The 26,951-nt window shown below is 68.8% G+C and carries 31 protein-coding genes; 24 read left to right on the top strand and 7 right to left on the bottom strand.

Translation table 11 applies throughout. From position 1 onward, the window contains the following. Positions 1 to 45 precede the first annotated feature (45 nt). From P6F26_RS07425 to P6F26_RS07415, 3 genes are all read left to right on the top strand, one after another. The gene (locus P6F26_RS07425) at positions 46 to 1,236 is read left to right on the top strand and encodes an aspartate aminotransferase family protein (RefSeq protein ID WP_278028028.1); all 1,191 of its coding nucleotides are present in this window, start codon (positions 46 to 48) and stop codon (positions 1,234 to 1,236) included. An 88-nt stretch (positions 1,237 to 1,324) separates the two neighbouring features. Then, on the top strand, positions 1,325 to 2,251 hold the full coding sequence (gene argF / locus P6F26_RS07420) for an ornithine carbamoyltransferase (protein ID WP_278028027.1): 927 nt from the start codon (positions 1,325 to 1,327) through the stop codon (positions 2,249 to 2,251). Positions 2,252 to 2,705: 454 nt separating this feature from the next. Continuing rightward, complete coding sequence (locus P6F26_RS07415) at positions 2,706 to 3,554, top strand: DMT family transporter (protein WP_278028105.1); 849 nt, start codon at positions 2,706 to 2,708, stop codon at positions 3,552 to 3,554. Here the strand turns inward: P6F26_RS07415 and P6F26_RS07410 are convergent. Then, positions 3,529 to 4,593 carry a serine hydrolase domain-containing protein gene (locus P6F26_RS07410; protein ID WP_278028026.1) on the bottom strand — a complete coding sequence of 355 codons (1,065 nt, stop codon included), beginning with the start codon at positions 4,591 to 4,593 and terminating at the stop codon, positions 3,529 to 3,531. The two genes, P6F26_RS07415 and P6F26_RS07410, sit on opposite strands and share 26 nt — an antisense overlap. A 163-nt stretch (positions 4,594 to 4,756) precedes the next feature. On the opposite strand from P6F26_RS07410, the gene P6F26_RS07405 reads away from it, so the two are divergent. Continuing rightward, a complete protein-coding gene (locus P6F26_RS07405) occupies positions 4,757 to 5,368 on the top strand; it encodes a GcrA family cell cycle regulator (protein ID WP_278028025.1) in 612 nt (203 codons plus the stop codon). A gap of 208 nt (positions 5,369 to 5,576) precedes the next feature. Here the strand turns inward: P6F26_RS07405 and P6F26_RS07400 are convergent, their stop codons facing one another. Continuing rightward, a complete protein-coding gene (locus P6F26_RS07400) occupies positions 5,577 to 6,065 on the bottom strand; it encodes a lytic transglycosylase domain-containing protein (RefSeq protein ID WP_278028024.1) in 489 nt (162 codons plus the stop codon). Beyond that, the gene (locus P6F26_RS07395; RefSeq protein ID WP_278028023.1) at positions 6,062 to 8,149 is read right to left on the bottom strand and encodes an AsmA family protein; all 2,088 of its coding nucleotides are present in this window, start codon (positions 8,147 to 8,149) and stop codon (positions 6,062 to 6,064) included. The genes P6F26_RS07400 and P6F26_RS07395 overlap by 4 nt, the downstream gene beginning before the upstream one ends. A 180-nt stretch (positions 8,150 to 8,329) precedes the next feature. On the opposite strand from P6F26_RS07395, the gene rimO reads away from it, so the two are divergent. Further along, the gene (gene rimO, locus P6F26_RS07390; RefSeq protein ID WP_278028022.1) at positions 8,330 to 9,700 is read left to right on the top strand and encodes a 30S ribosomal protein S12 methylthiotransferase RimO; all 1,371 of its coding nucleotides are present in this window, start codon (positions 8,330 to 8,332) and stop codon (positions 9,698 to 9,700) included. 32 nt (positions 9,701 to 9,732) lie between these two features. Next, positions 9,733 to 10,047 (top strand): divalent-cation tolerance protein CutA, encoded by a 315-nt coding sequence (cutA, locus tag P6F26_RS07385; RefSeq protein ID WP_278028021.1) that lies wholly within the window; start codon positions 9,733 to 9,735, stop codon positions 10,045 to 10,047. On the opposite strand, the gene P6F26_RS07380 is transcribed toward cutA, so the two are convergent. The 3 genes from P6F26_RS07380 to P6F26_RS07370 form a co-directional block, all read right to left on the bottom strand. Then, a complete protein-coding gene (locus tag P6F26_RS07380; protein WP_278028020.1) occupies positions 10,020 to 10,325 on the bottom strand; it encodes a DUF6455 family protein in 306 nt (101 codons plus the stop codon). The two genes, cutA and P6F26_RS07380, sit on opposite strands and share 28 nt — an antisense overlap. 37 nt (positions 10,326 to 10,362) lie before the next feature. Continuing rightward, positions 10,363 to 10,620 (bottom strand): DUF6455 family protein, encoded by a 258-nt coding sequence (locus P6F26_RS07375; protein WP_278028019.1) that lies wholly within the window; start codon positions 10,618 to 10,620, stop codon positions 10,363 to 10,365. Positions 10,621 to 10,712: 92 nt separating this feature from the next. Further along, a complete protein-coding gene (locus tag P6F26_RS07370) occupies positions 10,713 to 11,426 on the bottom strand; it encodes a M48 family metallopeptidase (protein WP_278028018.1) in 714 nt (237 codons plus the stop codon). A 141-nt stretch (positions 11,427 to 11,567) separates the two neighbouring features. Here P6F26_RS07370 and P6F26_RS07365 point away from each other — a divergent pair, with 141 nt between their 5' ends. From P6F26_RS07365 to P6F26_RS07340, 6 genes are all read left to right on the top strand, one after another. Continuing rightward, positions 11,568 to 11,954 (top strand): thiol-disulfide oxidoreductase DCC family protein, encoded by a 387-nt coding sequence (locus P6F26_RS07365; protein ID WP_278028017.1) that lies wholly within the window; start codon positions 11,568 to 11,570, stop codon positions 11,952 to 11,954. Positions 11,955 to 11,964: 10 nt separating this feature from the next. Beyond that, positions 11,965 to 12,204, top strand: coding sequence for a hypothetical protein (locus tag P6F26_RS07360; protein ID WP_278028016.1), 240 nt, complete (start codon positions 11,965 to 11,967; stop codon positions 12,202 to 12,204). Between the two features lie 99 nt (positions 12,205 to 12,303). Further along, positions 12,304 to 13,410 (top strand): class II histone deacetylase, encoded by a 1,107-nt coding sequence (locus tag P6F26_RS07355; protein WP_278028015.1) that lies wholly within the window; start codon positions 12,304 to 12,306, stop codon positions 13,408 to 13,410. A gap of 125 nt (positions 13,411 to 13,535) precedes the next feature. After that, entirely contained in the window at positions 13,536 to 14,240 is a 705-nt protein-coding gene (locus tag P6F26_RS07350) for a CoA transferase subunit A (protein ID WP_278028014.1), read from the top strand. 3 nt (positions 14,241 to 14,243) lie between these two features. Further along, entirely contained in the window at positions 14,244 to 14,888 is a 645-nt protein-coding gene (locus P6F26_RS07345; protein ID WP_278028013.1) for a 3-oxoacid CoA-transferase subunit B, read from the top strand. Continuing rightward, positions 14,881 to 15,162, top strand: a complete 282-nt coding sequence (locus P6F26_RS07340) for a GNAT family N-acetyltransferase (RefSeq protein ID WP_278028012.1) — start codon at positions 14,881 to 14,883, stop codon at positions 15,160 to 15,162. The genes P6F26_RS07345 and P6F26_RS07340 overlap by 8 nt, the downstream gene beginning before the upstream one ends. 1 nt (position 15,163) lies before the next feature. On the opposite strand, the gene P6F26_RS07335 is transcribed toward P6F26_RS07340, so the two are convergent. Then, positions 15,164 to 16,015 (bottom strand): lytic transglycosylase domain-containing protein, encoded by an 852-nt coding sequence (locus tag P6F26_RS07335; RefSeq protein ID WP_278028011.1) that lies wholly within the window; start codon positions 16,013 to 16,015, stop codon positions 15,164 to 15,166. Positions 16,016 to 16,336: 321 nt separating this feature from the next. Between P6F26_RS07335 and P6F26_RS07330 the strand changes: the two genes are divergently transcribed. The 12 genes from P6F26_RS07330 to P6F26_RS07275 all read left to right on the top strand — a co-directional run bounded on the left by P6F26_RS07330 (position 16,337) and on the right by P6F26_RS07275 (position 26,933). Continuing rightward, on the top strand, positions 16,337 to 16,537 hold the full coding sequence (locus tag P6F26_RS07330; RefSeq protein WP_278028010.1) for a pilus assembly protein: 201 nt from the start codon (positions 16,337 to 16,339) through the stop codon (positions 16,535 to 16,537). 296 nt (positions 16,538 to 16,833) lie between these two features. Beyond that, positions 16,834 to 17,022 carry a pilus assembly protein gene (locus tag P6F26_RS07325; protein ID WP_278028009.1) on the top strand — a complete coding sequence of 63 codons (189 nt, stop codon included), beginning with the start codon at positions 16,834 to 16,836 and terminating at the stop codon, positions 17,020 to 17,022. 4 nt (positions 17,023 to 17,026) lie between these two features. Next, complete coding sequence (locus tag P6F26_RS07320; protein ID WP_278028008.1) at positions 17,027 to 17,218, top strand: hypothetical protein; 192 nt, start codon at positions 17,027 to 17,029, stop codon at positions 17,216 to 17,218. Between the two features lie 356 nt (positions 17,219 to 17,574). After that, entirely contained in the window at positions 17,575 to 17,814 is a 240-nt protein-coding gene (locus P6F26_RS07315) for a hypothetical protein (protein ID WP_278028007.1), read from the top strand. Between the two features lie 215 nt (positions 17,815 to 18,029). Further along, positions 18,030 to 18,854: a Flp pilus assembly protein CpaB gene (cpaB, locus tag P6F26_RS07310; protein ID WP_278028006.1), complete on the top strand. Its 825-nt coding sequence runs from the start codon at positions 18,030 to 18,032 to the stop codon at positions 18,852 to 18,854. Between the two features lie 275 nt (positions 18,855 to 19,129). Next, a complete protein-coding gene (locus P6F26_RS07305; RefSeq protein ID WP_430736728.1) occupies positions 19,130 to 20,521 on the top strand; it encodes a type II and III secretion system protein family protein in 1,392 nt (463 codons plus the stop codon). A gap of 89 nt (positions 20,522 to 20,610) precedes the next feature. Further along, a complete protein-coding gene (locus tag P6F26_RS07300) occupies positions 20,611 to 21,216 on the top strand; it encodes an OmpA family protein (RefSeq protein WP_278028103.1) in 606 nt (201 codons plus the stop codon). Between the two features lie 303 nt (positions 21,217 to 21,519). Further along, positions 21,520 to 22,779 (top strand): CpaE/TadZ family protein, encoded by a 1,260-nt coding sequence (locus P6F26_RS07295; protein ID WP_278028005.1) that lies wholly within the window; start codon positions 21,520 to 21,522, stop codon positions 22,777 to 22,779. Positions 22,780 to 22,794: 15 nt separating this feature from the next. Further along, on the top strand, positions 22,795 to 24,270 hold the full coding sequence (locus tag P6F26_RS07290) for a TadA family conjugal transfer-associated ATPase (protein WP_278028004.1): 1,476 nt from the start codon (positions 22,795 to 22,797) through the stop codon (positions 24,268 to 24,270). 6 nt (positions 24,271 to 24,276) lie between these two features. Next, the gene (locus P6F26_RS07285) at positions 24,277 to 25,245 is read left to right on the top strand and encodes a type II secretion system F family protein (protein WP_278028003.1); all 969 of its coding nucleotides are present in this window, start codon (positions 24,277 to 24,279) and stop codon (positions 25,243 to 25,245) included. Positions 25,246 to 25,260: 15 nt separating this feature from the next. Then, on the top strand, positions 25,261 to 26,241 hold the full coding sequence (locus P6F26_RS07280; RefSeq protein ID WP_278028002.1) for a type II secretion system F family protein: 981 nt from the start codon (positions 25,261 to 25,263) through the stop codon (positions 26,239 to 26,241). Positions 26,242 to 26,354: 113 nt separating this feature from the next. Beyond that, positions 26,355 to 26,933 carry a tetratricopeptide repeat protein gene (locus tag P6F26_RS07275; protein WP_278028001.1) on the top strand — a complete coding sequence of 193 codons (579 nt, stop codon included), beginning with the start codon at positions 26,355 to 26,357 and terminating at the stop codon, positions 26,931 to 26,933. The last annotated feature ends 18 nt before the right edge of the window (positions 26,934 to 26,951 follow it).

Here is a 26,951-nt window from a genome sequence, read left to right as displayed (position 1 = left end):
TCGGCCAAGCCGATGGCCTCTGTCCAACCCCGAGGAGCCTTCCCGATGATCTCGCCGGTTCTGCCCAGCTACACGCGCGCAAAGCTCTCCTTCGTCAAGGGCGAAGGATCCTGGCTGGTGGAGGCAGACGGCCGACGTTTCCTCGATTTCGCCTCGGGCATCGCGGTGATGGCGCTCGGCCACGGGCATCCCGCGCTGGTCAGGGCGCTCACCGAACAGGCCTCGAGGCTGTGGCACACCTCCAACCTCTACACCGTCCCCGAACAGGAGGCGCTGGCCCGGCGGCTGGTCGAGCACACCTTCGCCGACACCGTCTTCTTCTGCAATTCCGGGACGGAGGCCACCGAACTCGCCGTCAAGATGGCGCGCAAGTACCGCTTCGAAAGCGATGCCCCCGAGCGCACCACCATCCTGACCTTCGAGGGCGCGTTCCATGGCCGCTCCATCGCCGCGATCTCGGCGGCGGGCTCGGAGAAGCTGACCAAGGGCTTCGGCCCGCTCCTGCCGGGCTTCCGCCAGTTGCCCTTCGGCGATCACGACGCGCTGCGCGAGGCCGCCGCCGCCCCCGATGTCGGCGCCATCATGGTCGAACCGATCCAGGGCGAAAGCGGCATCCGGCCCTTGCCCGACGTCTGCCTCAAGGGCCTGCGCGACCTGTGCGACGAGCACGGGCTTCTGCTGATCCTCGACGAGATCCAGTGCGGAATGGGCCGGACGGGGCGCCTCTTCGCACATGAATGGGCCGGCATCGTCCCCGACATCATGCTGGTCGCCAAGGGCATCGGCGGCGGCTACCCGATCGGCGCGCTTCTCGCCACCGAGGACGCCGCGCGCGGCATGACCGCGGGCACCCACGGCTCGACCTATGGCGGCAACCCGCTGGGCTGCGCGGTCGGCGCGGCGGTGATGGACGAGGTGACGCAACCGGGCTTCCTCGACGATGTGAACCGCAAGGCGGGATACCTGCGCCAGCGGCTCGAAGGGCTCGTGGGCGCGCATCCCGAGATCTTCGAGGGCGTGCGCGGATCGGGCCTGATGCTCGGCCTGAAGTGCAAGGTCACCAACACCGACGTCGTTGCCGCCGCCCACGACGCCGAGCTTCTGACCGTGCCCGCGGGCGACAACGTGCTGCGCATCCTGCCGGCGCTCACCATACCGGACGCCGAGATCGCCGAGGGCGTCGCCCGCCTCGACGCCGCCGCGACCGCGCTGGAACGACGCATCGCCGCCGAATAGCCCTTCATCTTTCCCCAAATACCGCTCGGGGGAGCGCGAGGGGGCAGACGGCCCCCTCGCTCCGCCCGTCGCAAGAAAGACCATGCGCATGAACCATTTCCTCGACATCAACAAGACCGACCCCGGCGCGCTCAGGGCGATGATCGACAGCGCGGCCGCGATGAAGTCCGCACGCGCCGGCCGCCCCAAGGGCGCCCCCGACGACGAGCAGCCCCTGAAGGACCGCATGGTCGCGCTGATCTTCGAGAAACCCTCCACCCGCACCCGCGTCTCCTTCGACGTGGGCGTGCGCCAGATGGGCGGGCAGACGATGGTCCTTTCCGGCTCCGAGATGCAACTCGGCCACGGCGAGACGATCGCCGACACCGCCCGTGTCCTGTCGCGCTACGTCGACCTCATCATGATCCGCACCTTCGAGGAGGACGTGATGCTGGAACTGGCCGAATACGCCACGGTGCCGGTCATCAACGGGCTTACGAACCGCACCCATCCCTGCCAGATCATGGCCGACGTCCTCACTTTCGAGGAGCATCGCGGTCCCATCGCGGGCAGGAAGGTGACGTGGTGCGGCGACGGCAACAACGTCTTCGCAAGCTTCGCCCACGCCGCCGGACAGTTCGGCTTCGACCTCACCTTCAGCGGCCCCGAGACGCTCGACCCCGAGCGGGTGTTCCTCGACGAGGCGCGGGCGAAAGGCTCCACGATCGAGATCGTCCGCGACCCGGCGCAGGCCGTCGAGGGCGCCGATCTGGTCGTGGCAGACACCTGGGTCTCGATGCACGACAGCCAGTCCGCCCGCGAGCGGCGCCACAACCAGCTTCGCCCCTACCAGGTGAACGAGGCGCTGATGAAGCACGCGAAACCCGACGCGCTGTTCATGCACTGCCTGCCCGCGCACCGCGACGAGGAGGTGACGAGCGCCGTCATGGACGGACCGCAATCGGTCGTCTTCGACGAGGCCGAGAACCGGCTGCACGCGCAGAAGGCGATCCTGCGCTGGTGCCTCGGCGTGTGACGGCGCCAGGCGCGCGGGCGGCGGTGCCGGACGATGCCGCGCCGGGGCCGGACCGCAACGCGGCCCCGCGCCGGTCTTGGCCGCGGATGACGCCCGGCCGGAACGCCTCCCGCCTCGCCCGGCCCCCCGACGGCGCAGCGCGCGAGACCCCGGCCGGGTCACGTCCGTGCCGCCGCCCGCCTCATCGCCCCTCCCGCACGCGGCCGCCGGCGGGGGCCGGCCTTCCCGCGCGCCCCGGCCGATCGCGTGGCCCGGGCGCGGACAGGCTCCATGCCGATGGTCACGGCCTCTCCTCTTGTCCTAGGCCTGCCGCATCGCGACCGCCCCTCTCCCGGCGCCGCCTGCCTCTCGCGTGCCGGGGATGACCGCTCGCGGCCCGATCCAGTCCGCCGTTCCGCCCGCCGCCGTCCCGCAGGACGCCGTCGCGCCCGATCACGCGCGCGCCGTGGCCTTCATGCTTTGCGCCACGGCCTTCATCGCCGCCACGACGCTGCTGGCCAAGGCGCTCGGGACCGAGGCCCTCGGCGCGCCGCTCCATCCGCTGCAGGTGAGCCTCGGGCGCTTCGCCTTCGCATGGCTCGCCATCGCCATGGCCGTCGCCGTCCTGCGCCCGCGCATGACCCGGCCGCATGTCCGCACCCACCTCGCCCGGACGCTTTGCGGCTGGGCGGGCGTCACGCTGATGTTCACGGCCGCCGCCATGATCCCCCTGTCGGACGCCACCGCGATCAGCTTTCTCAATCCCGTCTTCGGCATGATCCTCGCCGTGCCCCTTCTCGGCGAGAGGGTGGGGCCCTGGCGCTGGCTCGCAGCCGCCATCGCCTTCCTGGGCGCGATGATCCTGATCCGTCCGGGAACCGAGGCGATGGAGGCCGGCGCTCTTTTCGCGTTTGGCGCGGCGCTGGCGATGGGGCTGGAGCTGATCTTCATCAAGCGGCTCGCCGGGCGCGAGGCGCCGCTGCAGATCCTGTTCGTGAACAATTCCATCGGCGTCGCGATCGCGGGCGCCGCGGCTTTCTGGGTCTGGCAGGCCCCCACGCCAGGCCAATGGGCTGGCCTGGCGGCGCTCGGGGTGGCGATGGCCTGCGCGCAGGCCTGTTTCGTCAACGCGATGCGGCGGGCTGACGCAAGTTTCGTCACGCCGTTCTCCTACCTCACGCTGGTCTTCGCCGCGCTCTATGACGGGCTTCTCTTCGGAGTGGTGCCCACCGCGGCAAGCGCGGCCGGCGCGGCCGTCATCGTCGCCGGCGCGGCACTTCTGGCCTGGCGCGAGGCGGTCAACCGCCGCCGCGCGCGGCCCTGAGCGCATCGGCGAGAACCGCGTCCGCGGCCGCCTCCACGGGCCGCCGCACGAGGCCCATCGCCGCTGCATTGACCGCGACGAACGCCGCCGCACCCCCCGCGCGGCAGAGGCGCATCTGCGCGAACCAGTAGCCGTTCGACCCCGAATGACGCAGCACGCCGTCCACCTCGGCCCAGCCCTGCGCATAACGGCCCGGCCCCTCCGCGCGGTGGAGCCGACCCCAGCTTTCGCGCGACAGGAACGGGCCCTCGCCCAGCAGGTGCGCACGCAGGTAGCGCAGCATGTCGCCGCCCGAGACATGCACGCGCCCCGCGGGCCCGAGCGCGGGGATGTTGTCGGCCCGCGGCCCCGGCGCGACCGGGCGCAACCCGCCGAAGGGCGTCAGGCGGTGGCCGCGCGGCCCGGCGCCCGCAGGCGCGCCGAAGCCGGCACTCGCAAGGCCGAGCGGGGCGAAAACGTCGCGCGCCACAAGGTCTTCCCAGGGCGCGCGTCCCGCGGCCTCGAGCATGGCCCCGGCGACAACGTAGCCCGCGTTGGAATAGAGAAAGCCGCCGCGCGGTCCGCGCGGTCGTTGGGCGAGTACGCGCGCCACGTAGTCTGCGCGCGGCCCCCGCCCCACGCGAAGGCGTCCCGCGAGGCCGATATTGGCCCGCATCCCCGAGGCGTGGCGCAGGAACGAGACAAGCGTCGCATCGCGCCATGCGTCGTCCATGTCGAAGGAGGCCCCGAGCGTCGCGCCCACCGTCGCGTCACGGTCGATGGCGCGCGCCTCGACCATCCGCGCGGCAAGCGTGGCGGTCATCGACTTGGTGAGCGAGCCGATGTGCCAGCGGTCCCCTGGCTCGACGGCCGCGCCGCCGCCCTGCCGCCGCAACCCGGCCACCGCCAGCGCATGACGTCCGGCCGTGGTCCAGCCTGCGACGGCCCCCGGAATGGCGGGATGCAAGGCGAGATGCGCGGCAATCCCGGAGACGTCCGCGCCAGCCGGGACCGGGCCGGGACCGGCGGTCAGGGCGCGGAATGTCAGAGGCCGTCGCATGAACCTGACGTGGCCCCGATGCATGTTCGGCGCAAGTCCGGGCGGGCGGGTGCTTGCCACCCGGCGGCGGCTGCCTAGAATGGGGGTTTCATCCGGGCGCGGGGATCGCCATATGGCAGGTCTGGAACGCACCCCGTCCGGGGGTCAGCAACGGGAGATTGGCATGTCCTGGACCGACGAACGGGTCGAGACGTTGAAGAAGATGTGGTCGGAAGGGCAGTCGGCCAGCCAGATCGCCAAGGAACTGGGCGGCGTGACCCGCAACGCGGTGATCGGCAAGGTGCATCGCCTCGGCCTGTCGAACCGCGCCGGCGGCAACGGCAACGGCGCGACGAACGGCAAGACCGCCGCGAAGGAGCCGGAGGAGGCACCGGCCGCCAAGCCCGCGAAGCCCGCCGCCGCCAAGCCCGTGCCGAAGGACCCCGAGCCCGAGGCCGAGACCGTCGCGGCGCCTGCGGCCGAGACGCCGAAACCCTCGAACGTAACGCCGCTGCGCAAGCCGATCGTGCCTGCGGGGCAGCCGCTCCCGCCGCAGCCCTCGACGAACGAGATCAGTCCCGAGGCGCTCAAGAAGCAGAGCGAGGTGGAACGCCACGCAAAGCGTCTGACGCTGATGGAACTGACCGAACGGACCTGCAAATGGCCGATCGGCGATCCCGCGACCGAGAATTTCTACTTCTGCGGCCTGCCCGTGCAGCAGGGCAAACCCTATTGCGAGGCGCATGTGGGCGTCGCCTTCCAGCCGATGAGTGCACGCCGCGACAGGCGCCGCTGAGGCAGCCACCGGCCTGCGCCTCGCCTGCTTGCGACGCTGGCCGGTCCGGGCCTGCCGGGTCCACCCCGAGGAAAGCGCGACGTTGGCGGATCGCGGGCGTTCCCGCGCGGCCTTGTTCACGATCGCCGGGGCGCAACGTCCTTCGGGCCACCCCGGCCCATGACACGGGCGCGCCGGGACCGGCGGCCGCGCTGGCCGACAGCCCCGCCTAGCGGCAGTGACGCGCGATCTCACGGTCCTTGAGGCCCGTCTCGACCAGAAGGCAGCGGTCGCGGGCCTCATAGTAGTAGCCGCGGGCGTACCACATCACCGCGTCGTCCATGTCGCCGTCCGACACCAGCCACGCGCCGCGCAGGTAGCGGCCGGCATAGGTCAGGTTGACCTCGGGATCGAGCAGGTCCTGCGGCTCGCCCGCGAAGCCCATGGAGCGCGCTGTCTGCGGCAGGATCTGCATCAGGCCCCAGTAGGGACCGTTGCGGGCGTCCGCGCGATAGTCGCTCTCGCGCTGGATCACGCGGTGCAGCAGGGCCTCGGGCACGCCGTGGACGTCGGCGTATCGCTCGACCAGCGCCCGCATCTGCGGCGTCTCGCCCGGGTAGAGGCCGGCCCCTTGCGACCTCTCGCTGTAGGAGACGTCCGGCCCGCCGCATGCCGCAAGAAGCAGGACGCCAGCCGCCGCCATCGCTCGCAAGATCATTGTCCAGTCTCCGTCGTGGCGGGATCGTCCGCCGGTTGCCGTGAGCCCCCGCCGAGGAGGTTCGAAAGCACGTTCTCCACCTCGTTCGCAAGCCGGTCCTGCAACGCGCCCTCGATCTCGGCCTGGCCGTCCCCGGCCTCGATGCCGGTGCCCAGAAGCTCGTTCGCGCGGTCGCGCACCTGCTGCTCGATCCGCTCCTGCTCGGCCTGAAGGCGCTCCTGCGCCTCGGCGGCGATGCGGTCGCGCTGCTCGAGAAACTCCTGCTCGGCGAGGTATTCGAGGTCTGGACGGAAACGCAAGCGCGACCACGGCCCGGTGACCAGAACCGGCACTTCCACGCCGCTCTGGCCCGCCTCGTTACGCAGAACGCCGGGGATCACGCGGTAATCGACGGTCCGCGCGCCAAGGTCCACCGTCCCCGCACCGCGCACCGTGCCCCACGGGGCGTCGAGAAAGAGATCGTCGTTCGACAGCACGCCGTTCGCGATGCTGAAATTCGCGCTGATGCTGTCGTAGACGGTGCGCGCGCCCTCGCCGCGGAAGGAGGCGTCGAAGTTGCGGACCATCCCGGCAAGGTCGAGGCCGAGGATCGCGCCGGCGCCCAGGGCCATGTCGCCCTCGCCGCGCAGCCCCGACATGATCGCCGCCAGGTCGTTGCCCACGCCAAGGAACTGCAGGCTGGCGCTTCCGTTTCCCTCCAGCCGGTCGAAGCCCGCGAAGCGCGTCAGCAGGGGGTTGAGCTGAACCTCGGTCAGGATCAGGTCGCCGCCCACCGAAAGGCCCGAGCGCCCGTTGACGACGAACTGCCCCGCGAGCCGCCCGCCATGAACGCCGATGCGGCCGATGTCCAGGACCAGCCGTCCGCGCGAAAGCGTGGCGTTCAATTCGACCGGGCCGACCTCGGCCGCGCCCATCCCGAGCGAACCGAGCCGCAGAGCGACCTCGGCGTCGGCGGAAAACAGGCCGGAGACGTCGATGGGATCGGTGGACCATCCATCGCCGCCGTCCGGCGCGGCCGCGCCGCCGCCCGCGCCGCCACCTGCACCGGCCGCGGCTGGCCCGAACGCCAGCGCATCCGCCGTGACGGTGCCCCGCACGAAGGGACGCTCCTCGCCCGGCGTCACGTCGAGCGCGAGCGCGACGACGTTGTCGTCGAGCGCCAGCCTTCCGTCGCGCAGGTGCACCGAGCCGTCGGTCGTCAGCGTGAGCTGGCCGACCGCCTCGATCCGGTCGCGGCCCAGCCCTTGCGGAAGCCCGGGCATCGCCGCGCCCGCAAGTGACAGGATCGGGGAAGGATCGGTCGCCTCGATGTCGAAGACGCCGTCGAACGCGGGGGTCATCGCAAGCCTGCCATCGAAGGCGGCGCGCCCGCCGGGCCAGGCGAGGCTGACGGCGGTGGGCCGCACCTCGCCCGCGAGGAACGGCGCGATCCCCTCGAGCGAAAGATCGAGCGAAACCGCGACGCCCTCGACCTCGGCCGAGCCCGCGATCGTGGCCGTCGCGGTCGGCGAGGGCAGCGACAGGACGGCGTCCACCCCGGTCAGAACCACGGAGCTTTCCGCGACGCCGTCGATCCAGTGCAGGCGGCCGCCGACGATTTCCGCGCGGTCGAAGCCGATGGCCATCGCGCCGGCCCCGCGCGCGCTCCCGCCACGAAGCGCGCCGCCGCCGGAAGGCGCGTCATCGCCCGCCCCGGCATCGCCCGAGAAGTCCCAGCTGACGCGGCCGTCGGGGGCCCGCATCAGCGTGATGTCCGGCGCATCGATCTCGGCCCGGTCCAGCCGGATCTCCCCCCGCAGGAGCGGCGCCCATTCGAGGCTGACATGCACGCTTTCCGCCGCAAGCATCGGCCCGGCCTCGACCCAGTCGGGATTGCCCACGCGAAGGCCCTCGGCCCTCACGCCGAGGCTGGGCCAGAGGGTCGGGCGCACCTGCCCCGTGATCACGACCTCGCGCCCCGTCGCAGCGGCGATCCGCTCGGTGACAAGCGCCGCCACGCGCTCGGCCGGCACGGCGAACAACGCGCCTGCAAAAAGAAGCGCCGCGACAAGGGCGGCGCCGATGATCCTGATGATCCAGCGCATGGTTCCGCTCTTTGATATGTTTGCGCCCAGTAAGGCACATTTCGCGGGAGGCCGCATCCAAAAGCGGCGCCGCGCGGCCGCGTTGCGCGGTCGCGCGCCCGGGCCTGAGGGCCGCGATCCCCGCCCCGCCCGTCCAAGACGCCTTTTCGTGGCACCGCGAAGCCGCTATGTGCGCACTCCATGAGCCAGAACCCGCCAGACCTCCGCCCAGACCTCGCTCCGCGCGCGCGCATCGAGGGGGACGCCCGCCCCGGCCAGCCCACGGTCGGCATGGTCAGCCTCGGCTGCCCCAAGGCGCTGGTCGACAGTGAGCGCATCCTGACGCGCCTGCGCGCCGAGGGCTACGCCATCAGCCCCGACTACGCGGGCGCGGACGCGGTGATCGTGAACACCTGCGGCTTCCTCGACAGCGCCAAGGCCGAAAGCCTCGGGGCGATCGGCGACGCGCTGCGCGAAAACGGGCGGGTGATCGTGACCGGCTGCCTCGGCGCCGATCCCGAATACATCACCGGGGCGCATCCGAAGGTCCTGGCGGTGACGGGACCGCAGCAATACGAACAGGTGCTGGACGCGGTCCATGCCGCTGTCCCGCCGTCGCCCGATCCGTTCGTGGACCTCCTGCCGCCTGCCGGGATCAAGCTGACGCCGCGCCACTACAGCTACCTGAAGATCTCGGAAGGCTGTGATCACAAGTGCCGCTTCTGCATCATTCCCGACATGCGCGGGCGGCTTCGGTCGCGCCCGATGGCCGCCGTGATGCGCGAGGCCGAGAAACTGGTGCAATCCGGCGTGAAGGAGATCCTCGTGATCTCGCAGGATACCTCGGCCTATGGGACGGACTGGAAGGGCCGCGACAGCAAGTTTCCAATTCTCGACCTATCCAGAGACCTTTCGACCCTCGGGGCGTGGGTTCGCTTGCACTATGTCTACCCTTACCCCCATGTGCGCAATCTGGTGCCATTGATGGCCGATCCGGCGAACGGCCTGCTTCCATACCTCGACATCCCCTTCCAGCACGCCCATCCCGACACGCTTCGGCGCATGGCGCGGCCGGCCGCGGCAGAGCGCACGCTGGACGAGATCGCGGCATGGCGCAGGGACTGCCCCGAGATCGTCCTGCGCTCGACCTTCATCGTCGGCTATCCCGGCGAGACGGAGGAGGAGTTCCAGACGCTGCTCGACTGGATGGACGAGGCGCAATTGGACCGCGTCGGCTGCTTCCGCTACGAGAACGTCGCGGGCGCCCGGTCCAACGCCCTGCCCGACCATGTCCCCGACGAGATCAAGGACGAGCGCTGGCACCGTTTAATGGCCAAGGCGCAGGCCATCTCCGAGGCCAAGCTCGCCGCGAAGGTGGGACAGCGGATGGAGGTGCTCGTGGACGAGGTGGACGACGAGGGCGCGACCTGCCGCACCCGGGCCGACGCCCCCGAGATCGATGGAAACCTCTTCATCGACGATGGCTTCGAGGGGCTCGCGCCCGGCGACATCGTCACCGTCGACGTGGACGAGGCCTCGGACTACGACCTTTGGGGCCGCATCGCCCGCTGACGGGCAGGCGCGGTCCGTGCTAGGCTGTCCGCATGATCCACGTCACGACGACCTGCGCCACGCTCGACGATGCCCGCGCGCTCGCCCGCGCCGCGCTCGAGGCACGGCTCGCGGCCTGCGCCAACGTCACGCCGGGCATCGTCAGCCTGTTCCACTGGCAGGGCGAGGTGCAGGAGGAGACGGAGGTGGCGCTGACCTTCAAGACGACCGAGGCACGGCGCGGCGCCCTCGTGGCCCTGATCGCACGCGCGCATCCCTACGATCTGCCGGTGATCACCTGGGACGAGGTCGCCGCGACGCCCGAGGCCGCAGGCTGGTGTCAGGACGAGACGGGGTCCGCCGGCTGAGTAGCGCCAGCAAGAACGCGTTCGAGAAGGCCGGCGTTCGGGCAGGCCTGCGGGACGTCGGCGGCCGTTGCCGGATCACGGGACCCAAGCCAGCATTCGCATCCTTCGGCCCATGAACAGCCACGGCAGGTCTGCACGGCCGAGGCCCAGTCCCCGTGGGTGATGCGGCCCTCATCCAGCGCGCGCTGAAGGTCCGCGCCGGTGGCGCGCGCCATGCTCAGCGCCAGCCAGTAGTGCCGCCCTTCGCGGCCCAGCGGGCGCACGCGATGCCGGGTCATTCGCGGTCCCCCGGGCTGGTCCTCGCGGGCGCGGCCGTCACTCGTGGCCCGCCAGTTCGGCCAGCCGAGTGGAGTTTCGGCAGAAGCCGGGCGCGGCCTCGGCGGCCTCGGTTCGCTCCAGCCAGTGCGCGCAGCCCTGCGGATCCGAACAGCCGGTGCAGGACAGCAGCATGTCGAACCGCTCCTCCGGGGCAAGGTCGCCGCGCAGTTCCGCCTCGTCGAGGTCGGCGCCGAGGGTCCGCGCCATCCGGTCCATCAGCGTCTCGTGGGTCTTCAGCGTCTTGTCGCCCTGCATCGTCCGGCCCCCTGGGATACGGTCAGCGTTAGGTCATCCGCCCTCGACCGTGCCGCGCCACGCCGCGCGCCGCCTTGACGCAGATCAAGCGCTCATCCCCCCGCGCCGAGACCGGCCAGCGTCCGGCGCACGACGTCCATGCGCTGCGCATTGGGCGGATGCGTGGACAGAAGGCGCATCCTCGGCTCGGGCAGCCGCGCGAACAGGCGCGCGCCAAGGACCGGGTCGTAACCCGCGCGGAAGGCGATGACGGTGCCGATGGCGTCCGCCTCAAGCTCGGCGGAACGCGAGTAGCTGCGCGCGCCGACGAAGGCCCCCAGCTCGGCCGCGCGCGCCACGTCGCGCTCGCTCGCCCCGCGCGAGATCGCCATCTCGCCGAAGATGCGCGCGCCCTCCTCCGCCTGCTGCCGCTGTTCGGGGATATGGCGCGCGATGTGGTGCCCCGCCTCGTGCCCCAGCACGAAGGCCAGTTCCGCCTCGTTCTCGAGGATCGCGATAAGGCCAAGCGTCAGCACCACGACCGGCCGCCCGGCGCGGTCGACGGTCTGGAACGCGTTGACCCCGGCATTGGGGTCGCGGTCGACGAGGATCGCGAAATCGCAGTTCTGATCGGGCGTCTCGGCGCGGCAGACGGCTTCGGCCACCGGCTCCACGTCCTGGGCCACGTCGAGGAACGCCTGCGGAGCGAGCGCGGGCGGGCGCGCGAAGGCAGGCTGCTCCGCGGGCCTTGCCGCCGGCACCTCGCCGCAGGCCGAGACCAACGCCAGCGCGAAAAGCACGAGGGCAGCGGACAGGCGAGAACGCATGGAAACGAACCTTCAGGGTCGCGCGCCACAGGGGCGCGTGGTGCGTCTTCAGGCTAGCACCGCGCAGGGTCAGGTCCAGCGGCTTTTCGAAACCGTGACGGACGGTGGTCGCGCGCCCCGCGCGCGCTAGGCTTCCCGCGCATGAACGAGATCCGCATCCTCTACAACGAAGCCTGCCCCGTGTGCCGCGCAGAGATTTCGCATTACCGCAGGCGCGCGGCCGAGGCAGGTGCGCCGCTTCGCTTCGACGACCTCAACGCGGCCGATCTGGACGCCTGGGCGCTGAGCGAGGATCAGGCGATGCGGCGGATGCACGCGATGCTGCCCGACGGGCGGATCGTGTCGGGCGTCGAGGCCTTCGCGCTCATCTGGGAACGCCTGCCGCGCTACGGCTGGCTTGCGCGGATCATCCGGTTTCCGGGGCTTCGGGCGCTGGCCGATTTCGCCTACAACCGCGCCGCGGCGCCGTGGCTCTACCGGCGGCACAAGCGGCGCATGGCGCTTGCGGGCGAAGGGACGCCCCCCTAGGCTTGCAGCCATGTTCACCATCGAGCACGATTTCGACGCCACGGTCGTCACCCTCGTGGACGAGAACGGGACGCCGCTGCAGGAGGACGTGATCATCACGGCCTTCGAGGAATGCATCACGGTCGAGCAATTCGACGCCCGGACCGAACAGATGCAGAAGATCACCCTGTCGATGACGCAGCTTCAGGACCTCGCCGCCGCGCTGGACCTGCCCGAGGGCGTCTATCGCCTCGTGCGGAACAACGGCTGAGACGCAGGGCCAGCCGCGCGCAGCCACCGGTGTTCAACCGCGGGACGGCCTGCCATAGTCCGCCGAAAATGATCCGCCGAAAGACGAGGAGACAGGCACATGGCGACAGGGTTCTTCTGGGACGAACGCTGCTTCTGGCATTCGGGCGGCAACTTCACCTTCCTGCTTCCGGTGGGCGGCCTCGTGCAGCCCGCGGTCGGGGGCGGCCTGCCCGAGAACCCCGAGACGAAGCGCCGCCTGAAGAACCTCATGGAAGTCACGGGCCTCTGGCGCGAGCTGGACGCGCGCACCGCCGAGCCCGCGACCGAGGGCGATCTTTTGCGCGTCCACACTCCCGACTATATCGACGCGTTCAAGGCCGCGGCCGCCGAGGGCGGAGGCGAGCTGGGCCTTCGCACGCCGTTCGGACCGGACGGCTACGACATCGCCTGCCTGTCCGCGGGGCTCGCCAAGCAGGCCCTGTTTTCCACACTCAGGGGCGAGATCGCGAACGCCTACGCCCTCTCGCGGCCGCCCGGCCACCATTGCCTGCCCGATTTCCCCAACGGCTTCTGCCTGCTGAACAACATCGCCGTGGCCGTCGAGGCGGCCTTCGAGGCGCGGCTGGCGGAGCGCGTCGCGGTGATCGACTGGGACGTGCATCACGGCAACGGAACCGAGGCCATCTACTACGACCGCGACGACGTGCTGACGATCTCGCTTCATCAGGAACGCAATTATCCCTACGACACCGGCGACGCGGGCGACCGGGGAACCGGTGCGGGCGAGGGATACAACGTCAACGTGCCGCTTCCGCCGGGGGGCGGACATGCCTGCTACCTCGAGGCGATGGAGCGGATCGTGATGCCCGCGCTCGCCGACTACGAGCCCGACGTGATCATCGTCGCCTGCGGCTACGACGCATCGGCCGTCGATCCCCTGAGCCGGATGATGGCGGGCTCCCACACCTTCCGCGCGATGACCGAGATGATGGTCGAGGCGGCGGCCGACCTCTGCGGTGGGCGCCTCGTGATGGTGCACGAGGGCGGCTATTCCGAGGCGCATGTTCCATTCTGCGGGCATGCCGTGATCGAGACGCTGGCCGGCAGCGCGATCACCGCGCCCGACCCGCTCGCCAACCGGATCGAGGCGCAGCAGCCGGGTCCGCGTTTCGACGCGTTCGTGTCGTCATGGATCGGCGACATGGAGGCCGGTTTCGGCTACTGAACGACGGCGCGGGGGCACGGCCCCGCGCGCCGGCCATCCGCGTTGACTTCGCCTGCCTGCCGCGCCACGGTGCCGACGATTTTCGAAAGGGGGGAACGCGATCCCATGAAGAAGGTATTGGGCCCATGAAGAAGGTATACGGCTCGGCCGACGAGGCGCTCGACGGGCTTTTGAAGGACGGCATGTTGATCGCGGCGGGCGGCTTCGGCCTCTGCGGCATCCCCGAGCTTCTGATCGACGCGCTGGTGAAGAGCGGCGTCAAGGATCTTACCATCGCGTCGAACAATTGCGGCGTGGACGGCTTCGGCCTCGGCAAGCTGCTCGACACCCGCCAGATCGCCAGGATGATGTCCTCCTACGTCGGCGAGAACGACGAGTTCATGCGCCAGTATCTCTCGGGAGAGCTCGAGATCGAGTTCAACCCGCAAGGCACGCTCGCCGAGCGGATGCGGGCGGGCGGCGCGGGCATCCCGGGCTTCTACACCAGGACAGGCGTCGGCACCGTCATCGCCGAGGGCAAGGAGCACAAGGACTTCGACGGCGAGACCTACATCATGGAGCGCGGCATCTTCGCCGACATCTCCATCGTGAAGGCATGGAAGGCCGACGAGACCGGCAACGCGATCTTCCGCAAGACCGCGCGCAACTTCAACGTGCCCGCCGCGATGTGCGGGCGCACCTGCATAATGGAGGTCGAGGAGATCGTGCCCACGGGTTCGCTCGACCCCGACCACATCCACCTGCCCGGCGTCTACGTGCACAGGCTCATCCAGGGCGCGCACGAGAAGCGGATCGAACAGCGGACCGTCCGCAAGCGCGAGGAGGCCTGAGCCATGACGACCGAAGTGAAACAGGGCTGGGACCGTCACCAGATGGCCGCGCGCGCCGCGCAGGAGCTGGAGGACGGCACCTACGTCAACCTCGGCATCGGCATTCCCACGCTGGTGTCGAACTACATCCCCGAGGGCGTCACCGTCACGCTTCAGTCCGAGAACGGGATGCTCGGCATGGGGCCCTTCCCCTTCGAGGGCGACGAGGACCCCGACCTGATCAACGCCGGCAAGCAGACGATCACCGAGCTGCCGCACACGTCCTACTTCGACAGCGCCACCTCGTTCGGGATGATCCGGGGCGGCAAGATCGCGATGGCGATCCTCGGCGCGATGGAGGTCTCCGAGGAGGGCGACCTCGCCAACTGGATGATCCCCGGCAAGCTGGTGAAGGGCATGGGCGGCGCGATGGACCTCGTGGCGGGCGTCGGGCGCGTCGTGGTGGTGATGGACCACCAGAACAAGCACGGGGCGTCCAAGGTGCTGAAGCAATGCACCCTGCCGCTGACGGGCAAGGGCGTGGTGGACCGGATCATCACCAACCTCGGCGTGCTCGACGTGGCGCACAAGGGGCTGCAGATCGTCGAGACCGCCCCGGGCGTCAGCCACGACGACCTGCGCGCCGCGACGGAAGCCACCATTGTCTGAGATCACGAGGGAGACGACGGGATCGAAGGGGCGTTACGTCCTCGCCGAGAATGGCGCCGAGGCGGAGCTGACCTATTCGATCCTGTCGCCCACCCACATCATCGCCGATCACACCGGCGTGCCGGACGCGATGCGCGGAAGCGGCGCGGGCCTGCGGCTGGTGGAGCGTCTGGTCGCCGATGCGCGGGCGGAGGGCGTGAAAATCACGCCGCTTTGCCCGTTCGTGCGCGCCCAGTTGCGGCGGCACCCCGAATGGGCCGACGTCTTCGCGTGACCTAGCGCACCGCGATCGGCTGGAACACGCAACCGTCCGAGACGAGCTCGGGCGGGGTGCGGCACAGGCTGCGCGCCACTTGCCAGGCCGCCAGCACGCGCGGCACGTAGTTGCGCGTCTCCTCGTAGTTCGGAACGCCGCCCGACCTGATCACCGCGCCCTCGCCCGCGTTGTAGGCCGCAAGCACCAGCACCGGATCGCGGTCGAACTCGTTCATCAGCCAGTCGAGATAGGCCACCCCGCCGCGGATGTTCTGGGCCGGGTCGAAGGGATCGGCCACGCCGAACCTGTCCGCCGTGGCCGGGATCAGCTGCATCAGGCCCTGCGCGCCAGCGTGGCTGACGGCCTCGGCGCGGCCCGCGCTTTCGACCGCGATGATGGCGAGCGCGAAGGCGGGCGAGACCGCGGTGCCGACGGTCGCCGCCAGCAGTTCGCGGCCATGCGCCTCGGCGATTCCGGCGACATGGGCAAGCCTCGGGGTGACGGCCTGCGCCTCGCGGGGGCCGTCCTCGAACAGCGCCTCGGCCGACCAGTATCGCGCGGTGTCTGCGGGAAGCGACGGGCTGACCCGCGTCCAGAACCAGTCCGCGAAGCCATCGGCCGTCTCCGGCCCGACAGAATCCTGCCCGACAGGATCGGGCGAGGCCTCGGGAACCGGCGGGCGGGCCGCGATCGCGTTGGGGTCGGGCGTGGTGAAGTTGTCGCCGGGACGGATCTGGATATCGATCCGCGGCCCCACATGGCCCGGCCCCGGCACCGTCACGCGCCTGAAAATATGTCCGGTTTCCTCGGCGGATGCCACGGACGGAAGCGCCACCGCGCCCAGCAGCACCATCGCTGCGCAAAAAGCCATTGCCTGTTTCATGCGTCCGCCCGCATCCCCGGGATCGTCCGGAGGGTCGCGGGCCCCTGCCTTGCTGCCTGCCTTGGCCCGTCCGGCCCCGTGCGCGACGTCTCTCGCGTCCGCTTCGGGGGTCCGCAGAGGGATCCTGACGCGATCATGCCTGCGCCCGGCCGGCAAAACAAGCGGCGAGAATTCTCTTAAAATTCTCATCACCGCCCAATTCCCGCCCGTTTTCGACGCGACCAAAGGTGCATCTTTCGGTGAGGAAAGGGGTCTTCAGCTGCCCGACCGACCTGAACAGACCAAAGCGATCAAACTGGAGATTGTACAATGACCGCTCTTCTGAAGAACTTCGCAAAGTCCGAATCCGGTGCCGTGACGGTTGACTGGGTCGTGCTCACCGCAGCCATCGTCGGCCTCGGCCTGGCCGTCATGGCCGTCGTGTCGGGTGGCCTCGAGGACGTGGCAGGCGACATCAACACCGCTCTCACGCAGACAACCGTCAACACCACCTTCAGCGTCACGGACTGACTGCAGCCTCCGGCCGCATTTCCGCGGGCCGGGGATCGCAATCAGGATCCATCGCTCTTGTGAAACGCCGCATTCCGTATGCGGCGTTTCAACTTTTAAGGCCTGTCGCCGATCCTGGCAGCCCACCCCCCGCAAGCACGCCGCCACCCAAGAGTTGCATCCAATTGATTTCGATATCGTGCCAAATTGCCGCCTTAGTCTCACAACATCGTAATGCCGGGGCCGCGACGTACACTCCCCTTCAGCGAGTATCACGTTTCGGAAAATCGGGATTTGGAGATTTGAAAATGAATAACATGAAAAAGTTTCTTGTGTCCGAAGCCGGCGCAGTCACCGTCGACTGGGTCGTTCTTACCGCCGCGCTCGTGGGGCTCTGCCTTGCCGTCTTCGCACTGATCTCGGGTGGCCTGGAAGACGTGGCCGGCGACATCAACACCGCGCTCACGCAGTCGACGGTGAACACGACCTTCAGTGTCACGGACTGAACGCATGTCGCATCTCAAGCGCTTCATCGCGTCTGAGACGGGCGCGATCACCGTCGACTGGGTGGTGCTGACCGCCGCGATCGTGGGCCTCGCCATGGCCGTCACGGTCCTGGTGTCGGGCGGCATCAGCGATGTGGCGACCGAGATCAACAGCGCGCTGAACGACGACGTCACGATCACCACCGCCTTCCAGTAGAAGGCCCGTCCAGCCGCAGGCTCCGAACATCCGGAAACGCGGCCGGCACGTCCAGAAACTCGCGGCATGTGCCGCCCCGGAAGCCGCCCGCAACCGCGTGGCGGCTTTCGTCGTCCCGGAGGTCGTCGTCCCCCGGCGCCCCCGGCTCGCCTTTCAGATCAATCTAAAATCCTGCCGGAAGGCGCCCATCGCGTCCCCGCTCCGTCACATTCCTGCCCCGCGCGGCCCGTCTGTGTTCCTCGCGCTCAAGGCGCCGGTGCAGAACGCGCCCGGCCCGTCCCGCCCTGCCCGCCGACCTCGACGGCCGGCACCGCGACGGCCGAACCGCCATCTCACATATCAGCAGGAGTGTTTCCATGGCCATCAACCAGATCAGATCCTTTCTTTCCGACGAAGCCGGCGCCGTCACGGTCGACTGGGTCGTGCTGACGGCTGCCATCGTCGGCCTCGGCCTCGCCGTCATGGCCGTCGTCTCGGGCGGGATCGAGGATCTTTCCGGCAACATCTCGTCCACGCTCAGCAGCACCGACCCGCTGCGCAACCCCTTCGACGACGCCAACCAGAGCGGCGGCACCACGACGACCACCACCCCGTAAGGGCGCGGGTCCGCCGGCACAGGGTCGCGGCCCCGGACACACTCCGGGGCCCTTCCCGTTCGCCGGCCTCGGCTTTTCCGGGGGCCGACCAAAATTTCGCCCGATTTATCGGCGAAACCTCGCCGACAGAGAAATGCGTCGCGCGGGCGGATGGGCTGCCTGCGCCGCAACAGGCCGCATGACGCGGCGATGAACAGCAACCAGAGGGTGCCGACATGCGTATCATTTTCGTCCTGGTCCTCATGGTCGGCGTCGGCCTTGCCGCGTTTGCGGTGACTGCCGCGAAGGACCGTTTCGACCAGTATCAGGCAGCGCTGGCCCAGCAGAGCGACGCCATCGTGCCGACGACCGACGTCTTCATCGTGACGCGCCAGATCCGCTATGGCGAGCCGCTGCGACAGGAGGACGTGCGCGCCATCCGCTGGCCCGCCGATCACGTGCCCTTCGGAGCCTTCACCAGCGCCGAAGACCTCTTCCCCTCCGACACCCAGGAGCCGCGCATCGTGCTGCGGATGATGGAGGCCAGCGAGCCGATCCTGATCTCCAAGGTGACGGCCCCCGGCGAGGACGCGGGCGTGGCCTCGCGGCTCGAGGCGGGGATGCGCGCGCTTGCGCTGCGCGTCGACGTGACCTCGGGCGTCTCCGGCTTCCTGCGTCCCGGCGACCGCGTCGACGTCTACTGGACCGGCAACGGCCGTGACGGCGAGCGCGTCACGCGCCTGATCCGTTCTAACGTGCAGATCATCGCCATCGACCAGATCGCCGACGAGGACCGCAACAACCCCACCATCGCGCGCACCATTACCGTCATGGCGGCGCCCGGCGACATCGGCGCGCTGACCCAGGCCCAGGCCAGTGGCGGCCTGACGCTGGCGCTCGTGGGCGTGGGCGACGAAAGCATCTCGGACGCGGTCGAGGTCTCGACGAGCGAGCTTCTGGGGGCCGAGGAAGTCGTCCAGAGCACCGCGCCCCAGGTCTGCACCGTGCGTGCGCGCCGGGGCGGAGAGGTCGTCGTGACCCAGGTGCCCTGCACCAACTGATGTAGACAATACGTCGTCCGGACCCGGTCCGGCGCACGGCGAAACACTGAAAAACCCCGGCGCGATCCAACTCGCGCCGGGGTTTTTCATGTCCGCCTGTGGATGGAATTCCGACGGCCAATCCTGTGGATAAATGGGAAGCGTTGTCGAATTGGCACATAAAGAACTTGCCGCAAGTAACAGATTCTTGCGTGAAAACCTGAACTGAGGCAAGGTGGACAAAATGGGCGGCCATGCGGACAACGCCCTTAACGAGGCATAGAGGCAGGATCATCATGAGCTTGACGAGATTCCTGGCCGCAATGGCCCTAGGGCTTGGTGCGGTCTTATCGCAGCCGGCGCCCAGCACGGCTCAGACCCTGCGGGTGCTCGAAGGGGCGACTTCGGCCACCCTTCGCGTTCCCATGAACAGGGCTGTCGTGGTCGAGAGCGACATGCTCTTCGCCGAACTTTCCGTCGCCAACCCGGCGATCGCGGACATCGCGACGCTGTCGGAGCGGTCCATCTACATCCTCGGACGCGCGCCCGGCCGCACGACGATGACCCTGCTCGGCGCCGAGGGCAACCTGATCGCCAATGTCGAGATCCAGGTCGTCCCCGACGTCGCCGAACTGCGCGAGCGCCTTGGCGAGATCCTTCCCGGCGAACCCGTCGAGGTGCGCACCGCCAACGACGGCATCGTGCTTTCGGGCACCGTCAGCTCGGGGCAGGCGGTCGATCGCGCCATGCAGCTGGCCGAGCGCTACGCGCCCGGCGGCGTCTCCAACCTGATGATGGTCGGCGGCACGCAGCAGGTTCTGCTTCAGGTGCGCTTCGCCGAAATGCAGCGCACCGTGCGGCAGGAGCTTTCGACCTCGCTCGGCGTCAGCAGCAGCGATGCCGCCCTTGGCACGAACGCGCTCAGCTCGCTCGGCGCGCCCTCCGAGGCCAACCTCGGCCCCGCTTCGGTCGACGGACGCACCGGCGCCCTGTCGATCGCCTTCGGCGCAGGCTCTGCGCAGATCGGCATCCTGATCGAGGCGCTGGAAAGCAACGGCATGGTCCGCACGCTTGCCGAACCCAACCTCACCGCGCTGTCGGGGCAGTCCGCGGACTTCCTCGCGGGCGGCGAATACCCGGTTCCGGTGCAGGGCGACAACGGCGTCGGCGTCGAGTTCAAGCCCTTCGGCGTCAACATGCAGTTCACGCCCACCGTCGTGGAAGGCGAGATCATCAATCTCAACCTCAACGCCGAGGTCTCGTCCATCGGCCCCACGGTCGCCTTCGGCGGCGGGGCGGAAATCCCGTCGCTCAACACCCGCAGGGCCAGCACCACGGTCGAGCTTCGCGACGGAGAGAGCTTCGCGATCGCGGGTCTTCTGCAGGACGACTTCCGCGACAGCGTCGGACAGGTGCCCTGGCTTGGCGACCTGCCGATCCTCGGCGCGCTGTTCCGCTCGGCCAACTACCAGCGCGAGCAGACGGAGCTTGTCATCATCGTCACGGCGCATCTCGTGAACCCGGTTCGGGGCGAGGCGCTGGCGCTTCCGACGGATCGCGTCGCCATCCCGACGGAGGCCGATCTCTTCTTGCACGGGCGGACCGCCGGACGACCCCGTTCGGGCACCGCCGCAGGTGACGTGGCCGAGCAGGACTTCACCGGCTCCTACGGCTACGTGATGGATTGAGGAGAGGACAGATGCCCAATCTCAAGCGACAGAGCGGTCTCGCACCCACCCCCGCCCGACAGGCGCTCCGCCGTCTGGCGGCGGGCGGAATGGCCCTCGGCCTCATCGTCACGCTCGCGGGCTGCGAAGAGATCTTCGACGACCGGCGCGACCTCGGATCGGAACTGGACGAGGGCGGCTTCGGCAACCCCACGATGTCCAACATCATGCTCCAGAACGGCGAGCTGACCTATGCCGAAGTCCTCGGCGAGCGCTTCGCCGAGCGGGTGCCGACGACGATCAACTTCGCCTTCAACTCGGCGATGCTCGACGCCGAGGCGCGCGCCATCCTGACCGAGCAGGCCGCGTTCATCCGCCACTTCCCCGAAGTGCGCTTCACCGTCTACGGCCACACCGACCTCGTCGGAAGCCAGGCCTACAACTACCGGCTCGGCCTGCGCCGCGCGCAGGCGGCCGTCAACTTCATCGTGAGCCAGGGCGTCGACCGTTCGCGCCTTCAGGCGCTGGTCTCGCTGGGTGAAACGCAGCCCGTCGTCGCCACCACCGAACGCGAGCCTCTGAACCGGCGCACGGTCACGGAGGTCTCGGGCTTCGTCCAGACCCACCCGATGGTTCTGAACGGCGAATACGCTCGGATCGTTCAGCGCAACTACGTCACATCCGCGGCGCCCGGCGATGCGGGCGGCGGCGGCTAGGACGGCAGGCCCGTCCACGACCCCGAAAGACCCGGAAGGGGCCCGCATCGTCGGGCCCTTTTTCGTTCCGTCCCCGCGCCGCGGCGCCCCGGACGCCGACGAAATACCCGTGATGCGTAAACGTAATCCCGTTTTTTGGTCCTATTGTTGCCCTTTTTGAGGGTCAGCTTCGCCTGTGGCACGGTCCCTGCCCGTCGGCGTCATCTCGTCCGCGGCAAGGGATAGGCCGCGGGGGCCGGACATCGCCGCCTCCGTCAGAACACGCCCCGAGACGATTCGGGCAAGGCTTTGGGATGACGAGGAATGAGTAGCGGACTGGCCCTGCAATCCGAAGAACCGGCGGCGATCGTCGCCTGCACCGTTTCGCGCAACGTGCACCGCTTCGACCTTCTGATCGAGGACATGGAGGCCGAACTGGGCGAAGGCTGGGGCGATCTCGGCTTCGACGAGGCGCGCGCCTTCCTGCAGCAGCCCGAGGCCGACGACCTCGTCTTCATCGCGCTCGCGATCACGGCCGAGGACGAGGCCGACGTCGGGATGCTGGGCGAGGTGATCCGCACGTCAAAGACACGCGGCATCCGCGTCATCATCGTGGCCGACGGCGTATCGCCCGGCACGCTGCACCAGCTTCTGCGGCTCGGCGCGGACGACTTCCTGCCCTACCCGCTGTCCGACGGCGCGCTGCACGACGCGGTCGACCGGATCCGCAACATGAGCCCCGACAGCGGCGCGCACGGGGCCGGCAACGCGCCCGAAGCGCCCGACACGAAGCCCGCCATGGAGGGCCGCGGCGCCATCTTCGCGGTCCAGAACCTTGCGGGCGGCACCGGCGCCACCACGCTGGCCGTCAATCTCGCATGGGAGCTCGCCACCGCCGACAGGAAGCGGCCGCTGAGCGTGTGCCTGATGGATTTCGACCTGCAATACGGCAGCGTCGCGACCTATCTCGATCTGCCCCGGCGCGAGATCGTGGTGGAATTCCTGCAAGACGCCCACACGATGGACGCCGACGCCTTCCGGCAGGCGCTGGTGGGCTACGGCGAAAAGCTGTCGGTCTTCACCGCCCCGCCCGAAATCCTGCCGCTTGACATCATGGGCCCCGCCGAGGTCGAGGCGATCCTGTCGCTCGCCAAGCAATGCTTCGACATCGTGATCGTCGACATGCCCCGCAGCCTCGTGGTCTGGAGCGAGGCCGTCCTGAACCGTTCCGACATCTTCTTCGCCACGATGGAGCTGGACCTCCGGTCGGCGCAGGACGCGATGCGCTTCATCAAGGCGCTCCGCGCCGAGGAACTGCCGCTGGAGAAGGTGCAGTATGTCCTCAACCGCGCCCCCGGCGGCATGGACCTGACCGGCAAGGGCCGGGCCAAGAAGCTTGCCGAAAGCCTCGGGGTCGAGATCAAGACGCACCTGCCCGACGGCGGCAAGCCGGTCCAGCAGGCCGGCGACAACGGCCAGACGCTGGCCGAATCGGCAAAGAAGAACCCGCTCCGCAAGGAGATCGCGAAGCTCGCAAAGGGCCTTCACGAGGCCATGGTCGAAGACGCCAAGGCCCGAAAGTAAGGAAAGACAGTCCAGATGTTCTCGAAATACCGCAAACCTGGCTCCAAGCCCGACCCGGCGGATACCGCGTCCCCGGAGGCGCCCGCCAGGCCCCCCGAGGCCGCGGTCGAGGCATCGGGTCCCGAGCATGCACCCAAGGTCGCGCGCAAGCCCCAGACGCTCGCCGCGGTGCCCAAGGCCGACCTCAGCGGCGCCAGCGACGAGAAGGACGCCAAGCGGCGCCACCGGCTGGACGAGCTGAAGACCGAGATGCACCACCGGCTTCTGGACAACCTCAACCTCTCCGCGCTCGAGGGCGCCAAGGAGAGCGAGCTTCGCGCCGAGATCAACGCCATCACCAGCGAACAGCTGGCCGACATGGGCGTGGTCCTCAACCGCGAAGACCGCCAGATGCTCAACGTCGAGCTATTCGACGAGGTGACGGGCCTTGGCCCGCTCGAGCCGCTTCTGAAGGACGACAACGTCAACGATATCCTGGTGAACGGCCCGAACCGCATCTTCGTGGAACGTGCGGGCCGCCTGGAGCTGACCGAGATCCGTTTCAAGGACGAACGCCACCTGTTGCGGATCATCGACAAGATCGTGTCGGCCGTGGGCCGGCGCGTGGACGAATCGAACCCCTACGTGGACGCACGCCTCAAGGACGGCTCGCGCTTCAACGCGATGGTGCCTCCGGTCGCCGTGGACGGGTCGCTCGTCTCGATCCGCAAGTTCAAGAAGGAAAAGCTCGGGATCGACGACCTGGTGAAGTTCGGCGCCTTCTCCGAGGAGATGGCCGCCTACATCCAGGCCGCCGTCGCCACGCGCCTCAACGTCATCGTCTCGGGCGGCACCGGTTCGGGCAAGACGACCACGCTGAACGCGCTGTCGTCCTTCATCGACAACAAGGAACGCATCCTCACGATCGAGGACACCGCGGAACTTCAGCTGCAGCAGGTTCACGTGGGCCGGATGGAAAGCCGCCCGCCCAACGTCGAGGGCAAGGGCGCGGTCACGCAGAGGGACTGTCTGCGCAACGCGCTCAGGATGCGTCCCGACCGCATCATCGTCGGCGAGACGCGCGGCGAGGAAGTCATCGACATGCTTCAGGCCATGAACACCGGCCACGACGGGTCGATGACCACGATCCACGCCAACTCGGCCCGCGACGCCTGCTCGCGCCTCGAGAACATGGTCGCGATGTCCGGCATCGAGATGCCGATCAAGGCCGTCCGCGCCCAGATCGCGAGCGCCGTGAACCTCATCGTGCAGGCCAGCCGCCTGCAGGACGGATCGCGCCGCATGGTGTCGATCACCGAGGTCACCGGCATGGAGGGCGAGGTGATCTCGATGCAGGAGGTCTTCCGCTTCCAGCGCACCGGCCTGAAGCCGGACGGCACGATCATGGGCCATTTCACGGCCTGCGGCGTCCGTTCGCATTACGCCGAGCGCTTCCGCCAGTGGGGCTACGACCTGCCGGCGGCCATCTACGAACCCGTCGCCGCGGAGTAAGCGAACATGCAGCTCTCGATCGAACCGCTCATCTACATCGGCATCTTCGTCGCCGTGATCCTGCTGGTCGAGGGTGTCTACCTCGCCGTCTTCGGCAAGACGATCAGCCTGAACGCCCGCGTGAACCGGCGCCTGTCCATGCTGGAACAGGGCGCAAGCCGCGAGGACGTGCTGGCCCAGCTGCGCAAGGAGATGTCGCAGCACAAGGGCAAGGTGCGGGTGCCGTTCTACTCGCTCATCGCCGACAAGGCGCAGAAGGCGAACATCGCCTTCACGCCCGAGCAGCTGATGACCGTGATGGCGGTCCTGACCGTCGTCATCTTCCTCGCCCTCAGCGTGCTGACCACGGCCTCGTTCCCGATCCGGCTTCTGGTGTCGGTCGCGATGGGCGTCGGCGCAGTCTACCAGTGGGTCGCGTCGAAGGCGAAGAAACGCATCGCCCGCCTCGAGGAGCAGCTGCCCGACGCGGTGGAGCTGATGGTCCGCTCGCTGCGCGTGGGCCATCCCTTCGTCTCGGCCGTCCATACCGTGGCGCGCGAGATGTCGGACCCGCTCGCCTCGGAGCTCGGGATCATCGCCGACGAGGCCGCCTACGGCCGCGACGTCTCGGAATCGATCCGCGCCATGGCCGACCGCCTCGACATCCAGGATCTCCGCTTCCTCGCGGTCGCAGTGGGCATCCAGCAGACCTCGGGCGGCAACCTCGCCGAGATCCTGCAGGGCCTCGCGAACGTGATCCGGGCGCGGTTCAAGCTGTTCCGGAAGGTCAAGGCAATCACCGCCGAGGCCAAGTTCTCGGGCACCTTCCTGTCGGCCTTCCCGATCGTCTGTCTCGTCGGCATCAACGTGATGCAGCCGGACTATTACGCGGACGTGGTCGGCACGCCCGCTTTCATCCCGGCCTGCGCGGTCGTGGCCGTCATGCTGGTCGTGAACATAATCTTCATGCGCATTCTGGTTAACATCAAGGTCTGAGCAGGCACACGAACGATGGAAATGATCCGCACATATTTCGAGCTCGGCAACGAATGGCTGACCGCGCAATTCGGCGAGCTCGCACCGATGGTGGTCGTGGGCCTCCTCGGCGTTCTTCTGATCGTCGTTGTCCTGCCCGCCGCCCTGAAGCCCAACAAGGATCCGTTCAGCAAGCTGAACGCCGACGATCCGGAACAGGGCAAGCCCAAGAAGGCCAAGGCGCGCGGTCTGCGCGTCGGCGGCAAGGACCAGCGCCTTGAGAGGTTCGCGCAGTATCTCCAGCCGCAGGACCAGGACGAGCTGTCGGCCTCGCAGCTGACGATGATCCGCGCCGGCTACCGCTCGAAGGGCGCGGTGCAGATGTTCCACTTCCTCCAGCTCGTGGGCGGCATCGGCGGCCTCGTTCTGGGCACGCTCTACATCCTGATCGCGGGCGGCGGCTCGGCGCAGGCGTCGATCGTGGCGGTCCTGCTGCCGGGCTGCGTCGGCTATTACGCGCCGAAATACTGGGTCCAGCGCCGTCTGCAGGTGCGCCAGGAAGAGATCATCCAGGGCTTTCCCGACACGCTCGACCTGATGCTTGTCTGCGTCGAGGCCGGCCAGTCGCTGGACCAGGCGATCAACCGCGTCGCCAAGGAGATCGAGACCTCCTACCCCGCGCTGGCCGAGGAATTCCAGGTCGTCGCCTACGAGATGAAGGCCGGCAAGGAAAAGACCAGCGTTTTGCGTGACATGGGCGAGCGCGTGGACGTGCAGGACATCAACAGCTTCGTCACGACGCTGATCCAGTCCGCCACCTTCGGCACGTCGATCGCCGAGGCGCTGCGCGTCTACGCCGAAGAGATGCGCGACAAGCGGGTCATGCGCGCCGAGGAAAAGGCCAACAAGCTGCCGACGAAGCTGACGCTCGGAACGATGATGTTCTGTGTGCCGCCGCTTCTGATCATCCTGATCGGGCCGTCGGTCTACGGCATCTCGCAAATGCTCGGCAACTGAGGGGAGACGGCGCGGGCGATCCGCGCTAGGGTGACGGCGACGCAAACCCCCTGCGCGAGGGCCGGACGAACCGGCCCCGCCCGAGCAGCCAACCCGAGGGGACCGATCGTGCCATGAGGCATGTGCCCGCCGCCGCCCGCCTTGCGACCCTTGTCGCCACGCTGCTGCTTGCCGGCGCCTGCACTCCACAGGCGCCGCTTTCGGATACGGATCCCGTGTTCCCCGGCCTCGACCCCGAGGCGCCATCCGTCGACGGGCTGATCGTGGGCCACCGCCTCATGGACGCGGGCGAGTACGAACTGGCGCTCAGGGCCTATTACCGCGCGGCCGGGTCGCTGGGGCTGAACGTCGACGTCCTGTCCGCGATCGGCTCGGCGAACCTCCGGCTCGGGCGCATCGGCCAGGCCGAGGACCTCCTGCGCCAGGCGCTCGACGAGGACGAGGAATTCGTGCCCGCGCTCAACAATCTTGGCGTCGTGCTGATGGAACGGCGTGAATACGGCGAGGCGCGGCGCGTCTTCCAGCAGGCCTTCGCGCTCGACAGTGGCCGTACGGACGCGATCCGCGAGAACTTGCGGCTGGCTATCGCGCGAATGGAGGATGCCGTGTATGTTGAGGACAATAATGAATTCCGCTTCGACCTGATCCGTCGCGGTCCGGGGGTCTACGAACTCCTCGCGGCGTCAGGGTGAAAGCGGACGAGCAGATAT

It is taken from the genome of Roseicyclus salinarum (genome assembly GCF_029624655.1).
GTDB lineage: Bacteria > Pseudomonadota > Alphaproteobacteria > Rhodobacterales > Rhodobacteraceae > Roseibacterium > Roseibacterium salinarum.
Note: the sequence above shows the minus strand (reverse complement) of the source record. Positions and strands in the feature narration are given on the sequence as shown.